Annotated in this window: 11 protein-coding genes and 1 tRNA gene; 1 reads left to right on the top strand and 11 read right to left on the bottom strand. The window is 38.3% G+C overall.

Going from position 1 to position 15,687, the window contains the following annotated elements; genetic code table 11:
- Window positions 1-79: 79 nt before the first annotated feature.
- The 3 genes from JR334_02990 to JR334_02980 are packed head-to-tail and all read right to left on the bottom strand — an operon-like array spanning window position 80 to window position 4,153.
- Entirely contained in the window at window positions 80-1,009 is a 930-nt protein-coding gene (locus JR334_02990; protein QRN86204.1) for a CapA family protein, read from the bottom strand.
- Entirely contained in the window at window positions 1,009-3,240 is a 2,232-nt protein-coding gene (locus JR334_02985) for a DUF3160 domain-containing protein (GenBank protein QRN86203.1), read from the bottom strand. Before JR334_02985 ends, JR334_02990 begins: the two co-directional genes overlap by 1 nt.
- Window positions 3,221-4,153, bottom strand: a complete 933-nt coding sequence (locus JR334_02980) for a hypothetical protein (GenBank protein ID QRN86202.1) — start codon at window positions 4,151-4,153, stop codon at window positions 3,221-3,223. Before JR334_02980 ends, JR334_02985 begins: the two co-directional genes overlap by 20 nt.
- A 248-nt stretch (window positions 4,154-4,401) precedes the next feature.
- On the opposite strand from JR334_02980, the gene JR334_02975 reads away from it, so the two are divergent.
- A tRNA-Leu gene (locus JR334_02975) sits at window positions 4,402-4,489 on the top strand.
- Between the two features lie 68 nt (window positions 4,490-4,557).
- Here the strand turns inward: JR334_02975 and cls are convergent.
- The 8 genes from cls to JR334_02935 all read right to left on the bottom strand — a co-directional run bounded on the left by cls (window position 4,558) and on the right by JR334_02935 (window position 15,492).
- The gene (gene cls, locus JR334_02970) at window positions 4,558-6,093 is read right to left on the bottom strand and encodes a cardiolipin synthase (protein ID QRN86201.1); all 1,536 of its coding nucleotides are present in this window, start codon (window positions 6,091-6,093) and stop codon (window positions 4,558-4,560) included.
- Between the two features lie 141 nt (window positions 6,094-6,234).
- A complete protein-coding gene (locus JR334_02965; GenBank protein ID QRN86200.1) occupies window positions 6,235-6,771 on the bottom strand; it encodes an inorganic diphosphatase in 537 nt (178 codons plus the stop codon).
- A 49-nt stretch (window positions 6,772-6,820) separates the two neighbouring features.
- Window positions 6,821-7,867, bottom strand: coding sequence for an NADPH dehydrogenase NamA (namA, locus tag JR334_02960; protein ID QRN86199.1), 1,047 nt, complete (start codon window positions 7,865-7,867; stop codon window positions 6,821-6,823).
- A gap of 127 nt (window positions 7,868-7,994) precedes the next feature.
- A complete protein-coding gene (mutY, locus tag JR334_02955; protein QRN86198.1) occupies window positions 7,995-9,065 on the bottom strand; it encodes an A/G-specific adenine glycosylase in 1,071 nt (356 codons plus the stop codon).
- Window positions 9,066-9,087: 22 nt separating this feature from the next.
- Window positions 9,088-10,131, bottom strand: a complete 1,044-nt coding sequence (locus JR334_02950) for an ADP-ribosylglycohydrolase family protein (protein QRN86197.1) — start codon at window positions 10,129-10,131, stop codon at window positions 9,088-9,090.
- 158 nt (window positions 10,132-10,289) lie between these two features.
- Window positions 10,290-11,489 (bottom strand): hypothetical protein, encoded by a 1,200-nt coding sequence (locus JR334_02945; protein ID QRN86196.1) that lies wholly within the window; start codon window positions 11,487-11,489, stop codon window positions 10,290-10,292.
- A gap of 98 nt (window positions 11,490-11,587) precedes the next feature.
- On the bottom strand, window positions 11,588-14,356 hold the full coding sequence (locus tag JR334_02940) for an SMC family ATPase (GenBank protein ID QRN86195.1): 2,769 nt from the start codon (window positions 14,354-14,356) through the stop codon (window positions 11,588-11,590).
- Window positions 14,357-14,358: 2 nt separating this feature from the next.
- Window positions 14,359-15,492: an exonuclease SbcCD subunit D gene (locus tag JR334_02935; protein ID QRN86194.1), complete on the bottom strand. Its 1,134-nt coding sequence runs from the start codon at window positions 15,490-15,492 to the stop codon at window positions 14,359-14,361.
- Window positions 15,493-15,687 lie beyond the last annotated feature (195 nt).

Genomic DNA, 15,687 nt, shown 5'->3' with positions numbered 1-15,687 from the left:
ATCAGCGATACAAAAATAACCAGAACCACAAAATATGCTTACACATCTTCTGTGGTTCTGGTTTTCATAATCTATATTCCTATACTTCGTCTTTGAATGGCTGGCTATTTTTAATCTTTAAGGGTATGGAATTCATTTCAACAATTTTTTTATTCCTTATGATGATCTCGACAATAACAGATTCATCTGTCCCGCTAGGGATTTGTCTATCAAAAATAAAGTTGCCTAGACTATAGAAAATATATCCATTTAAATAGTTTTCATTGCTCTGAACTACGTGAGGATGGTGGCCTAGGACGAGGTCTGCTCCAGCTTCTACAACTTGATGTCCTATCTCCTTTTGTTGTTCACTTGGGTAATAGCTGAATTCCTTGCCCCAATGAAATGAAACGACAAGCAAATCACACTCTTTCTTTACCCTTCGTATTTCTTCTATAGAACCAACTTTGTTGTATCGTGCCACATCTGCTTTACCTTTGAGACTTACATAGCCTTCTGGAGGAAATACTGAATAGGCCAAGAATCCTATTGTACAACCATTTTTTGCGATAAATACTGGTTTTTGGAAGGTATCTCCAGAAAATACAGCGCCGATACTATTTATACCCTGCTTTTGCAAATTAGATATTGTATTCAGAAATCCCTGTTCGTCATAATCCATAGTATGATTGTTGGCTAAGCTAAGAACTTGAAAACCAGCTTTTTTTAACGCCTCAGCATTCCTAGGATCACCTCTAAAGACAATCGAAGGTTCTTTCAATACCGGATTACCTTCTTCGGTAAGAGGGCATTCTAGGTTTCCTATCACTATATCTGCATTCGCTAATTCTTTCAATACGTTTTGGTATGGATAATCATAGTCCCTGTCCATATCGCGTCTAACACCTCGGTCAAGTAGAATATCTCCTACTGCCTTTAACGTTACTTGTCCTTTTGTACTTACGTTGTTACTCGTGGCAAGAATCACAACCATACTGATTAGCAGAAACAGCTTAATAGGCCTATTCATTAGCATCCTGTGGTATATGGACTTACGGGCTCTGGTACTTCTTCTTTATTGCCAACAATGAAACTTCTTGTCCAGTCTGCTTGCTTAGGTGCCAACTCATCTTTGAGCATCTGCTGCCAACTTTCGTCCGTTAGACGTTCCGTACTAGTAAATTCATAGTAACTGAAGGTAGCCCCTCTCGTTAAATAGAGTGAACCACCAATCGGTACTACTACAAAAATTTCATGAGCTGGACCAACGCCTACTTCAAAATAGCCACCCGGGCTCAAACTATTGGGAGCAATCGTATGGATATCTGCTATTACTGCCATATTTTTATCCGTATCCGAGGTAATTTCAAACCATCTAGTTCCATCACCAGCAAAGGAGCTCGTTAAATATTCCAATAGACCTCCATAGGTCAGTAATTGGTCATAGTCCTCACTTGAAAGTTCCTCATTGTTTAGCTCTTTCTCAGAACATTCTAAAAGAAAAGTCAAAAGTTCTTCAAATCGTTCCATCTTGCTTTCAAGTTCTGGAATCATGAGATCTCGTTTGCTCAGATTGGCTCTAGAATATTTTGTAAGCCATAGCAACCGATTATATACTTCCATACTAGGTTCTATGTATCCTTTCACTGTTGGTGGTTCTTCTCCACCCCCGCACTCAGCACCACTTTGTTTGCCATAAAGTACGGTATCGTGTTTTAGTTCAGACCAGCTTGCTAACGCAGTCGATAGCGACTTATCACTCCAAGCTTGGTTGGTCATAAAGGATGGATATCCAGCGTCATATTCTTCCAATAGTCCTTTCAGAGTCCACATCCAACCGTAATACATATTGGATTGCCATGTATCTAATGGTAACGATCCAAACTCATCCTTTAACTGTTCATGCTTTTCTTGGTACTGAGGATACTCTTCCAACACCTTATATTGTTCAACCATAATTTGATAGGCTCGTTCTGAACCGATACAGCCCATCACATCTAAACCAGATGGTATGGGTCTCGTGATTGGCTCAACTAGATTTTGAATTATATCTGCATCTGGTGTATATCTTTGTCCCATAAAACGAAACTGTTTACCAACTGGTGTCGTGACTTCAGAATATTTTGCTTGAATCTTTGGCTCAGGAAGTTTATCTGCTTCTTTATAAAAAAGATCCATATTCTGTTTATCACTTAAGTCATTAAAATCAAGCTCATTTCCAAACACAGTTTGCATGATTTTTCGATATTCAAGAACGGACAAATCATCCGATGAGCCGACATAAAAGACAGTGGGGCTATATATTTTATCCCATAGTTCGATATCTTTTGTCCCTTCATCCTGCATCGATATCATGCAGCTAATCAGCATGGCCTGCACTGTTCCTTCAAGATTTCGTACTTTTTCATCCTCAACGACACGATAAAGAGGAAATGGTGCTTGTCCGTACCACATCATCGTTTTAAAATATCGTTTAAAATCATCATTCCTTGTATAATGCCCACGTGGTTTATACTGGCTGTAATCTAGTTCAAAAGGAAACAAACTAGAAGATTCAAATCCTTGCATGTCTACAATCTTTTGAAACTCTGATTCGATTAAATCTATCGTATCCTGGGATAAACCTTCTGGAAGGTCTTTGTCTAAGCATTTTAACGCTACTCCAAAATAGGCTACATTGTTCTTTTGAGCTTCTTTGACATCCGGATTGTCTAATAATTCATAGACCTCCATAGACTTCACCATCATGTGCTCGGTTAATTCTTCTAGATAGCCAAGCAATTTTTCTTGTTCTAGAAGACGCAATGAATAGTCATAGAATATATGGTATACCTGAAGTACCGAATCGGTGGTAACAAAGCTAGGCAACTTCAAATATTCATTTTTTTCGTAGATGTAGAAAAGTTGTTCTTCCTTACTCGGCGTAACTACAAAGCCATTTTCTACAAGCTTCTTTTGTTGGTCTGGAGAAAAATAACCAAATTGTTCCAAATTTACAATATTGGAAAGATTATTAGATACTTGATAGGAGGGCACCGTGGCTACGATATTCGATTCCACATAGTCCACATCAATATTTCTGATATTCTCACTATCTGAGAAATCAAAAACGAAGGTCGCGTTAGTCTCTAATTCTGGTTCAACTTGAACTGGTTCTTCAGCCACTTCTTTATTTACTTGGCATCCAGGTACAATCAACATCAATAATAAACCCAAACATACAAATAAGATTGCTCTAGCATTACCTTTTGCATATTGCATTTTCTTTCCACACTCCTTTAATATATTCCAGACAAAAATCTTCTTGTTCCATACCATTTCTTATCGTTACACCCACTTTTCCATCTGCTGCTCGCCATATTGTTTCAATCTCACGTTTCGAATCAGAACAGATCATGGCTTCAAAACCAAATCCCTTCCAACGATAGGCTTGAACCATCTGCGATGCATCCGCAAGAAATTCAAGTGCAACAATTTCATCTTTGCCATCTGAATCAATATCTTGGAAAATATAGTCTTTAAATGGATGAGCAAGCCTTGAGCCTCGCCATTTGGGAACTAATTCTGTACCATCCCAATCATAGATATACGGTCTTTTGTCCATCACTGGATGGAATAGAGTCTTCTTATAGACACCCAAAGATATTTCCTTTTTTCCGTCCCCATCCACATCCGAGGTCTGTACCTTCCACGGCTTTAGATTGGGGTATTCTCCCTGGTACAATATCTTAATTCCCTTGTCTAGCTCTAGAATAAAGAAATGTTCACCCGTTAAAAACAACCATTCTTCTGTTCCGTTACCATCTAAATCACAAACGCAATGGCTCTGAATTATTTTTTCACCGGATGGCAATTTGAATTTCATTTCGCCTCTTATGCTTCCAACTGGTAAAAAAATCACTTCATTTTTTTGTAAGACGAGTAAATACTTGTTTTCTTCTCCCTGCAATTCATCCAATACTTGCAGCGCTTGGTCCTCTAATAGAGCCTTTACTCCATTTGGACCTACATAGTATAAAATATATTTACCAAAGATCTCTTGCTGGTAGTATCTCCCATTCCCTCTTACTTGTGAAACAGCATCTATAGTCATGCAAAATATCACGATGCATATCAGGCAAAAAAAAAGCAATAAGAGCGGAATCCATCTATTTCTATTTTTTATGCTATTCATTTTGTATTCCTACCCCAATATATTGAAATTTCAATCTTCTCCATTTATAGTGTACTCTGATATTTAGTTTCCATCAAGTAGCTTTTACTTCTTGTAGTACCATTGCCAAGTATAATTATTTTTTTCGCGTTTTTTACCTGTGCCTAACAGTTCCGATCGAACACTTTCTTGCAATGGCTTCTTCTTAAAAAAATGTTGCATCCCGAACTGAACTATGCTAATATACATGAGGTAAGCCAACTGAATATGCGGCCGTGGCGGAATTGGCAGACGCGCTAGATTCAGGTTCTAGTGGTCATTATGATCGTGGAGGTTCAAGTCCTCTCGGCCGCACCAAAAAGTAGTTGTCCTAGGACAACTACTTTTTTATTGTCTATTCTATTGTAGCTGAACATTTTAGAAAACTACATCAGCGGAGCAAAGGCTTTTAGAATCATCCTGATAAAAGCATGGATGATTCCCAGCTTACTAAGGGTTTCTTCTGATACTTCCGTACACCTTTCCTGTGTTTTTAAAAAGTCATTCTTTAATTCTAACTCTAATCCTGTTCTACAGGTCCACACACCACATTCAAAATGCAAATATAGACTACGATAATCCATATTAATAGTACCTACTATACCGTAAATATCATCTACAACGAAGCTCTTACAGTGGATGAAACCCGGTGTATATTCATATATCTTAACACCGCTTTGCACCAGTTTGGGATAATAACTTTTTGTAACCTCATGAACATATTTTTTATCTGGTATATGTGGTGTCATGATGCGGACATCAACCCCTGATTTAGCAGCATTTGTTAAGTTATTCATCATGCCATCATCGATTACCAGATAGGGTGTAGTAATGTAAATATAGTCTTGAGCCTTGCTAATTAGATTTAGATATACATTTTGTCCTACCGGCTCATTATCGAGAGGGCTATCAGAAAATGGTTGAATAACTCCATTTGAGTCCTTTAAGGAAGTGGGCTTTGCATTTAGTTTAAAGGAATCATAGTCAGTTTTAGTACCTGCCAAATAATCCCACATAGAAAGAAACATAACCGTAAAGTGCCATACTGCTTCTCCGCATATTTTAATGCCTCCGTCCTTCCAATGGCCAAATCTTTCTCTTGCATTGATATACTCATCCGCAAGATTTATCCCACCGGTAAAAGCTGACGCATTGTCTATCACAGCTATCTTCCTATGATCTCGTGTATTAAATCGAAAAGAAAATAGTGGTACTAGTTTATTGAAGACCATACATTGAATGCCCATACTTTCCAATTCCATCTTGTAATCGACTGGTAAGGTCAACATACATCCGAAATCATCATAAATAATTCGTACATCCACGCCCTCTTTCACTTTTTGAACAAGTATCTGTAATATTTGATTCCACATCGTTCCATTTTCTATGATGAAATATTCTAGAAATATAAAATGTCTTGCCTTTTTCAGCTCTATTTTCAACTCTTCAAAATACTCTTCTCCAATAGAAAGATATTCTACTGCTGAATCAGTTGCTGCTGCATAACCACCAAAGTTCTGTATATACCTAGACTGAAGGGCAGCCGGTTTATCAATCTTCATTAGATTGTTGATGATATCGTCATTTTTAGGCAGCTGTTGAAGAGTAGCCTCATCAATCCGGCACATACTTTTTCTTTCTCTTTTGCTCATCCGGTTATTTCCAAATTCTAGATAGAAGATGCCACCAAAAACAGGCGCGAGCATAATAAGTATAATCCAAGCCATCTTATAAGAAGGATTGCTATCATTATTTATTATCCATAAAACCACAAAGACGCTTATGGCTATACTAAAGCCATAAAACCAGTTTGAATAATCATTAAAAGCACTTAGCATGCTAAAATAAATAAGCAACTGAATAATGACACCTACTCCTGTAATTACTATTCGATTGATGTTTCTGACTCCGAATGCCCTCATATAATACCTGCTTCTTTCCCAATAAATGCATCATTCTATTCTAGGTACACTATAACATAATTAAGAATAACAAAAAAAGGTACCTGTAAGAAATGGAAGAGAGGGTCGTTGGTTGCCCTCCCTTCTAATTCTCGATATCAATCACCGGCGATTATACTCCTTCATTTCATAAGCCCTCATACTTTTCTCAATTACTTTCATGGCTTCTAATCTGTCCAATACTTCATGTACAATCGTTTCCTTGTTTTCTAACATCTTGTATACAGTATAAAAATGCTTTAACTCCTCAAATAAATGTGCTGGGAGTTCAGATACATCTTGATACGAATTATAATATGGATCATGTAGAGAAACAGCAATAATTTTTTCATCTACCTCTCCTGAATCATCCATGGTTAAAACTCCGATAGGCTTACACTCCACCAATGTCATGGGATAAATACTTTCAGAACATAGTACCATTACATCTAAGGGGTCATGGTCTCCGGCATAAGTCCTCGGGATAAAACCATAGTTGGCTGGATACTGAGTAGAAGTGGATAGCACCCGGTCCAATTTTAACATTCCTGTTGTCTTATCTAGTTCATACTTATTCTTGCTTCCTTTGGAAATCTCAATTACTACTGTAAAACGCTCTGGTTTCACCCGTTCAGGCTCAATATCGTGTAATATATTCATCGCTCTCACTTTTTCCCTTTCTTACCCGTTTTCCATTCAATAATTGAACCTATCTTAGTTTATCTAAGAAAGCTTCATGATAAATAGACGGATACTCATATTCTTGCTCCTTTTGGAAGGCCTGCTGCATAACCCAATATGGATTTCTACAAAGCCCACGGCCTATAGCGACTAAATCCGCCCTAGCATTTCCTAAAATTTCTTCAACACTATCTAGTTCGGTAATCAGCCCAACAGCAATAGTCGGTACTTGACACTCTTTTTTAATCTGTTCCGATAATTTCACTTGATAGCCCGGATAAAGCCTAATTTTAGCCGGTACTACTCCACCTGAACTAATATGAAACACATCTACCTGATCCTTTACTAAGTTAACAATTTTTACCATTTCCGCTACAGTCATTCCACCTTCAATATGGTCCGTGGCAGATAATCTCAAAAATATTGGTTTTTCTGCAGGCCATACCTCTCTAACTGCGCTAAGAACCTCCATTAAAAACCTCGTCCGGTTTTCGGTGCTACCACCATATTCATCTTCTCTTAGATTCGTAAGCGGTGATAGGAATTCACTGATTAAGTAACCATGAGCTCCATGTATTTCGATGATGTCAAAGCCTGCTCTTTCAGCCCTTGTTGCAGCTTCCTTAAAGCTTTCCACAACTTCTCTTATCTCAGTTATATCCACTTGTCTAGGAGTCCGATAGGTTTCATCAAAGGCAAGAGGGCTTGGGCCAATGGTATACTCGCTATCTTTGGAATTCGCCGTACATTTTCTGCCAGCATGATTTATTTGTATGCCAGCTGCACCACCGTGCCGATGCATCCCCTCTACTACCCGAGATAAGCCTTCAATCTGCTGATCACTCCAAATACCCAAACAATTATCTGATATTCTTCCATTTGGCATAACCGCCGTGGCCTCCATAATGACCAAGCCGGTGCCACCCACCGCACGACTGACATAGTGCAGATAATGGTCATCCGTTACCAATCCGTTTTCCTTAGCACAATAAAGATCCATTGGTGGAAATACAATACGGTTTTTTAGTATTAAATCTTTCACTTGAAATGGTTCAAACATGTTTAGTTTTTTCATAATTTTCCCCTTTTCCAATTTAAACTGTATACCAAATCTTTGCTCACCCAGATGAACCTATCTTGCGCTAGCAAAGTGTCTATTCTAGTAATTCAGTCCGAGATATTCCTCTCATCTAATAGCATAGCTACTTGCTATGTTTTAATTGTCGCTGCTTGTAGTTCCTTTCAAGCCATACGAAAGCTGTAGGAATTGCTAAACTCTTTCTTTCGCGCTCACTATAAAAGTGGTAGCCATCCTTCTCTTTATCAAGCATTTCACCCGTCACTTCGAAATTATACCCTACCATATCCCATATTAAATGAGTAAATACATGCCTGTATCCCTTTAAAACACAAGTTTTTTTAGGTTTCAGGCCCATAGTCATAAGCTCATCAGCACATTCTTTTTCGCTACAATGCCCATCAAGTAAAACATATTGATACATCCCATATAGCAGTCGCTCCTTACGTTTCTTCAACAATACGTTTCCTGCCATATCATGGACCAATAAAAGTGTTTTCCTTTCTGTAGTTTTCCTCGCTGCCGCTTGCTTTATGGGTAATTCTTCTTGTCTGTGCTCTTTTTTAGCCTTACAAACATCTGCTAGAGGGCAAATAAGGCAGTTCGGATTTCTAGGTATACAAACCAAAGCACCAAGTTCCATCAATGACTGTGTGAGAATGGATGGATCAGCATGAGGCATCAGTTTTGAAACAAAGATTGTAGCGTGTTGTTTCATATCCTTTGATGCTACTTCTGATTGATCCAACATCAGTCTCGCATAAACCCGTTTCACATTACCATCCACTGCTGGACTCGGTTTTCCAAAAGAAATACTAGCAATTGCTCCTGCTGTATATTCTCCAATACCTGGTAGTGAACGTATCGCTTTAATATCTTGCGGAAACACTCCCTTGTATTCTTCAACCAGTTTTATTGCCGCTTTATGTAGATTATGTGCCCTGCTATAGTATCCCAATCCCGCCCACAAGGCTAAGACCTCGTCTATCTCTGCCCTAGCTAAGATCTGAACTTGTGGAAATTGTGCAATAAAACGTTCGTAATATGGAATCAAAGCCGCGATTCTTGTCTGCTGAGCCATGATTTCGGATATCCAAATCAAGTAAGGATCTTTTGTTTTTCTCCATGGCAGATTTCTTTGATTCAATTTGTACCACTTAGTCAAGGATATAGCAATCTTCTCATAATACGCCATATTTTCACCATCTATGCTTCCACTAGAAGCGATACAGTTTATCCGCCATATCGAGTATTAGTTCCCTACATTCTAAGGCCGTAAGCCAATCTTTTTCAAGAACCTCCATGCCCCAACGAGCTCCCATTAAATACCCACAAATGGCGCCCGTTGAATCGCTGTCTCCACCATGGTTTACTGAAAGGCAAATACCATGTTTGAAATTCTCGGCAACTCGTGCCGCATACCATGCCATGGACAGGGCTTCTTCTGCTATCCATCCTTTACCCAATGATTCAATACTTGCATTATTTAGTTCACTAAGTTGAGAATGCGCCAAGGATTCCGCTTTCTGGAGTGCATCCACAGTCTCTTGTCCTTCTGGATAGAGTTTTAAATGGGCCATTGTAGTTGTTAGGGATTCTTCCATGCTATGATGACCAACAAGCAGGGCAACAAGCATAGCAAGTGCACCAGCAGCTAAAAAGCCTGTAGGATGGCCATGGGTGATAGCAGCGGCTTCACAAGCTACATAGAATGCCTGCAAGGGGTCCTTATATAGGAATAAACCAATCGGTGCTACGCGCATTACTCCTCCGCAACCCTTGGATTGGTTTAGTGGCTCGTCCATACTACCCATATTCCCTGAAGCCAAGGCACTTAAACATGTATTTCCCGGAGATCTCTTCGCAAATAATTTTGCTTCATCCATCAAACTACCATGTCTCTCAAAGGATTGTGTTTCTAAGATTCTTTTATCAGTCCCCTCCGGCAATTGTTTTGTCTGAGTATAATACCATCGCATATAGGAAGGATATATTCCCTTCTTCGCATAACTTTCTACACCTTTATAGCTACCACGATAATAGGCCCACAGTAATCCATCTGCTGTAAATAAACTCATTTGTGTATCATCTGATATGAGTGCTAGGCCGCTTGTAGGATCAAGTTCGAATCCACATAGTCCTTTTGGACCATAGATTTCTCTGATATTTTCAATACTTGAAAATTCTATTGGATATCCTAGTGCATCTCCTATGGCTCCCCCCAACAGGGTTGCCTTAAATTTCGATTCTATCTCATCCATTATTCTGACCCCTTCCTGTCTATGTCTTGCATTTATTATCCAATATATACTCTAGGAAATCAAACGGACCATCCTTCTATGGATGGTCCCCTCATCAAGCTGATATATCGAGTATAACTATCTTTCATTCATAGTACACTTCATTATAACAACAGTTCCTATAGTGGAATTCGCTCTTGTTCTAAGCGAAACTTATTTTCCACAAGCACATCTATGGAATCTTCAATTGCCCTAGCCCAGGGGCTCTTTTTGAGTTCCTCTGCTTTTTTAATTTGTTCATTTGTAAGAACTTGATCCAAGCTGTGATATTTAAGATATGTCTCACGGTCCATCTTTACCGGCAGTACTTGTCGGTTCAGAATTTCACAAAGCTTGATAAAAAATCTAAGACCACCTGGATCCACATCACCCCAATGGTAGAGCGGGGTGTCAGCAGAAATAATTTTTCTAAATTTATTTAAAAAATCCCGGGTCGTCTTCCCATAATAGCCACCTAAATAAATGACCAGTTCACCCTCTTTAGCATTCTTGATATACTCATAATAGGTCGTTTTGGTCTCGATGGTTAAAATTCGATCACAGGATATAGATAAGGGTTCCATAATCTGAACTGCATGGGCATTGATTGATGTGCCAAAAGTATGTATCGCTGTATCAATGATGATATCTTTTTCAAGTTTATAGCGGAACCCTCCCCTAATTAGTATTTCAGTAGGATGGTCTTGAATGCCCAAAAAATCCATCACCCGCTTTTTATCTAAATCTAAATCAAGATACTTTTTAGCTACTGTGACCAGTTTTGATAAATGATATCTCTCCAGTGTCTTACTGTCCCCATAGAGCGCCGTACTTAAATACCGGCTACTAGTTTCAACTCCATCTTCCACAGCTTTTAGCAGCTGATAAAACTCTTTACGAATCTTCTCATCACCTGATAAGGAGCCACTCAATTTCCCCTCATTTTCCAACTTATCAATACAGTCTATAATAAAGTTCCGAATCCAGTCTGAATGAAAGCGACCAAGTACGCCCTTCAGTTCCTTTAAATACTCCTCATTTTTAGTACCTTTTGGTAATCTTCCCAAATAGCCGTAACTCTTCTGAATCATATCTTTACTTAAAACGATACAGCTCAACGACTTAAACTTTTTGTTTGGGTTCCATTCTAATTCTATATATCCTTGTTTCTCCAAATCGTAAACAGCCTTATGAAAGACTTCTTTATCTACTAGGTAGTCTAGTCCGTATTCAACATACTGATCCGGTTTCAGCATAACACGTCTGGTCGATCCCTTTTTCCTTCTTTCGAATCTATCTAGTAACGCGTTCAGAATAATCTTTTCAATGTTAGATGGCATGTATGGACTCCTCTTTCCGAATACTAACTATAGCTGGCATCTTGCTCCTTGACCATGTAAACATTGTACTTCAACAGGCTTAGAAAATCATCCCCAAATTATTGCTCAATCCGGATGGTACTACCCTGTAGCCCCTTTTGTATTATAATTTTTTTGTCTATTCGCTCTCTTAATTCTGATACATGAGAAATAATACCTACTATGCGATTACTATCTGTCAATTGAATCAATGTATTCACAGCTTGATTCAGTGATTCTTGATCAAGTGAACCAAAACCTTCATCGACGAACATTGCTTCCACCTGTACTCCACCAGCATATTGTTGAATAACATCAGACATTCCCAATGCCATGGCTAAGGAAGCTTTAAATGATTCGCCACCAGATAAAGTTTTTACACTTCTGACTTTATTAGTATGTCTATCCAATACATCGATATCTAGACCTGATTTACTTCTAAGATTTGATGCTTCAATTTTTCTTCTTAGCTCGTATCTACCAGAAGTCATTTGGCTTAATCTTTGATTGGCCAATAAAAGAATGCGTTCCAAATATACTGACTGAACATACTGCTCAAATGCAATCTTTCGTCTCTCACTTAGATTTCCATTGGCTGTTTCTGATAAGTTTATATATAGCAATGCATTTGTCTCAGTTTCTACTATGGAGTCTTTTTGAGAATATAGTTGCTTACGCACATCTTTATTTCGGCTCAAACGTTCCCCTACCTCTGCCTGCTTGGCCAAGAGAAGATCTCTTTCTTCTTTTTTCTTATTCCGGTTTACAGTTAAGTTTTCTAGATTATCCGATTTTTCTTCAGCAATCTGTTCTCGCAACGTTTCCAATCTAGCATTTTGGGTATCAATTTTTTGTTCTAGCTGTCGAAAGCTTTCTTCTGCTTTTGTAAAATCATTCTGCAGTTTTGAATATGTATCCTCATTTTTCTGAATGATACTCATAAGCATTTCAATACTTTCATACCGCAACGATTCCTGAACTGTCGCCACCTGACCCGATAATAGGCTATTTTGTTGTTTTAATTCATTTTTTTGACTGGTCAAAGATGCTAATTTATCTTGATTTTCTTGAATTCGTTTCCCCAGTTCTTCAAGTTGCTTTCGTAAATCTTTTCTTCTAACCTGTCTTGCTTCTAATCCTTGTATTATTTCATCTAAATTATTCAAACTGTCTCTTGTTTCTTTTACAGTATTCGGAAGTTGCTCTTCTATTTGCTCCAAATCTTGGATACCCAATACTTGTTTGGTGCGTTTCACCAATTGATCCTTTAATACTTCCATTTCTTTTCTTGAAGCAGCAGTTTTTTCACTGTGTTGTTGTAAATCCCTTAGCGCTTTTTGAGCCTCTTTCTGCATTTGGTCAATTTGTTCTTTTGTTCGTATTTCTTTGGCTTTATGGGCTAAATTTGGATGTTCTGTCGCACCACAAACAGGACACGGTTCTCCTTCAAGTAGGTTTTCCGCCAAGGTACCAGCCATATTGGCCAAATAGTCATGATAAGCCTTTTGATACTTCTGGTTTACACTCTTTTCAATTGCCTCAACCTGCCTGTACTGCTCCTGTTGAACTTTCAGTTTTAAATCCACCTTTTGGCAATCTTTATGAAGTACTCCAATTTGCTCTAGTTCATCTAGCGTTCTTTGTAAGGCCTTTTTGCTAGCCATGTTATGCTCGATTGCTTCACCGACTTCACCAATATTCTCTATCTCGTTACGAATCTCCACTACCGATTTTTCGTAGGATTTCAAATGGGTATCCAATATTTCAATATTCTTTTCGACTTCAAATAAGGAACGTTCAATAGTTTTCTGTTCAGCTTGTTTACTAGCAAGACGAGTATACTCCGGTTCATGATTTTTAAGGGTTGTAATTTCTGTCCTCAAGGATTCCAATTCTGGTATTCTTGTCTTTGCTTGTTCATAGGTTTCCTTTGCACCATTTCTTTGTTCAACCAGAGTTCGTAAATATATTGTCGTTTCTTCAATTTCCTTTTGGACTCTTTCCTCTTCCGCTAGTCGTCCTATCTTTTCATCTAACAATCTAATCTGGGAGTCCAGCGTCTGTACATCTAGTCTGATATTCTCCATAGCTACACTATCTCGAGTATCCAAATTAGCAAGTATTGCAAGCATATTGTCTAAATTATGGATCGTTCCCTCTTGCAAGATTGCTTCAATTTGAGTAAATTCAGGCAATTCTTCTGTTATGGAAACCTGATTCATGGTTTGAAGAATTCTAGACTTCAATTCTTGGTATTTATTCTCCCATGCAGCGGCTTCATTTTTAAGACTATCTTGAAAATTTTTGAAACTCTCCGTATTAAAAATCTTACGAAATATTTCTCCCTTATCCTTAGTATTAGCATGTAGTAATTTCAAAAAATCGCCTTGAGCAATCATCACAATCTGACTAAACTGGTTGCGGTCTAAACCCAATAATTCAGATACTTCACTAGTCACGTTACCACTGCCGGTTATGGTCTTGCCATTTGGATAAATGAGCGTTGCATCGGCATTTTCTGTCGTCATTCCAGAACCATTTTTCTTTGGACGAATATATCGTGGATTGCGAATAACTTTAAATTCTTCTCCCCTGAAAAGGAATTCTAGTTCGACAAATGTCTTCTTATCTGGTTTCGCAAAATCACTGCGAAACATTTCACTTTCTCTCGTGTCACCACTTGCCTCACCATACAAGGCGAAAGCAATCGCATCAAAGATGGTCGTCTTACCGGCACCTGTATCACCAGTAATCAGATAAAGCCCACTTTCGCCGAGCTGTGATAGGGGTACTTCAATTGTTCCCGCATAAGGCCCGAATGCACTCATTGTCAGATGAATTGGTTTCATGGCTAAACCTCCTCACTCAGAAGCTTAACAATAATATCTCTTTTTGTTTGATCCATTTTTGTACCATTTTGCCTCTCATAAAATTCTTCAAATATCTCTAATGTATTGGATAATTCAATCTTCTCCATTGCCACGCTCTTCCTTGAATCTTCTACACTACTGCTTTCAAATTCAAGCCTCATAATATTTGGATATACCATGCGAAGTTTACCTATGGCATCCATCACAGCTTCATCTGTTAGGGTAATATGATAATAATCGTTTGTATTGATTGATTCATAAAAATCACTTGAAAGAAGTTCTGTGATAGATCCCTTGAGCTTTTTCATATCCCGTATTGGGGTCAGTGCTACCTCTTTCAGCAAAACAGTTCCTTTTTCCCTTAATTCCACGATCGTAACTGATTTATTATGATTCACCTCTGAAAATGAATATTTAAGAGGTGAGCCAGAATAGCGGATTGTAGGTCTTCCCACGTTTTGTGGTCGGTGAATATGTCCCAAAGCCACATAGTCAAAGTCCTTAAAAACGGATGAATCAATATTATCCAATCCGCCAACAGAAATCACTTCTGAGTCGCTTCGTTCGGGTTGAACACCATTGTGCGTTACAAATTGATGAGCAAGTAGCAAATTTCGACTCTCAGGATTAATGTTTGCACTTCGCAAAACCGACTTTACAGCATCTTCATAGCTTCCAATTTCAATATTCTCATCAAACCTACGAACATTGGCTGGTTTAATAAATGGCATTAGGTAAATATTCAATGGACCAAATTTATCCATCACTTCAATACACTGCAATTTACCATTATACGGTTTGCATAAATGGATGCCTTGGTGGCACATGATTTCAGCACAATAGCCAACCCTTTCCGCACTGTCGTGATTTCCGCTTATTCCAAAGACCTGGATTTTCTTTTCTGCCAAATTTGTCAAAAACTGGTCAAACAATTCAATGGCTTCTGCAGAAGGCAAGGATTTATCATATATATCACCCGCTATAATAACTGCCGACACTTCTTCATCTTCAGCAATAGCCAATATTTGTTCTATGATATGCTTTTGGTCTTCCATCATGGGAAATTCATTCACTCGTTTTCCAAGGTGCAGATCACTTATATGTATTACTCTCATTGCGCCTCCTAATATTGAATTGTAAACAGTTCATTTTCCAAAACTACTAGTTAAATTATACACCACAAGCTAGGTGAATAATATATAATAAGCATTTGAATTTTATCTTCTCCAGCCTATCGATACTCCATACCCAAAGAAAAAACCCACGAATGGGTTCTCTCTTTGGGTATGTATGTTTGACAATTAAGTCAA

Source organism: Clostridia bacterium (genome assembly GCA_016887505.1).
Lineage (GTDB): Bacteria > Bacillota > TC1 > TC1 > UBA5767 > UBA5767.
Note: the sequence above shows the minus strand (reverse complement) of the source record. Positions and strands in the feature narration are given on the sequence as shown.

Bases quoted from the DNA above. Each gene is read 5' to 3' on its own strand.
- JR334_02940 (QRN86195.1), bottom strand. From the start codon at position 14,356: ATGAAACCAATTCATCTGACAATGAGTGCATTCGGGCCTTATGCGGGA.
- JR334_02950 (QRN86197.1), bottom strand. From the start codon at position 10,131: ATGGATGAGATAGAATCGAAATTTAAGGCAACCCTGTTGGGGGGAGCC.
- JR334_02945 (QRN86196.1), bottom strand. From the start codon at position 11,489: ATGCCATCTAACATTGAAAAGATTATTCTGAACGCGTTACTAGATAGA.
- JR334_02990 (QRN86204.1), bottom strand. From the start codon at position 1,009: ATGAATAGGCCTATTAAGCTGTTTCTGCTAATCAGTATGGTTGTGATT.
- JR334_02985 (QRN86203.1), bottom strand. From the start codon at position 3,240: ATGCAATATGCAAAAGGTAATGCTAGAGCAATCTTATTTGTATGTTTG.
- JR334_02980 (QRN86202.1), bottom strand. From the start codon at position 4,153: ATGAATAGCATAAAAAATAGAAATAGATGGATTCCGCTCTTATTGCTT.
- cls (QRN86201.1), bottom strand. From the start codon at position 6,093: ATGAGGGCATTCGGAGTCAGAAACATCAATCGAATAGTAATTACAGGA.
- namA (QRN86199.1), bottom strand. From the start codon at position 7,867: ATGAAAAAACTAAACATGTTTGAACCATTTCAAGTGAAAGATTTAATA.
- JR334_02935 (QRN86194.1), bottom strand. From the start codon at position 15,492: ATGAGAGTAATACATATAAGTGATCTGCACCTTGGAAAACGAGTGAAT.
- JR334_02965 (QRN86200.1), bottom strand. From the start codon at position 6,771: ATGAATATATTACACGATATTGAGCCTGAACGGGTGAAACCAGAGCGT.
- mutY (QRN86198.1), bottom strand. From the start codon at position 9,065: ATGGCGTATTATGAGAAGATTGCTATATCCTTGACTAAGTGGTACAAA.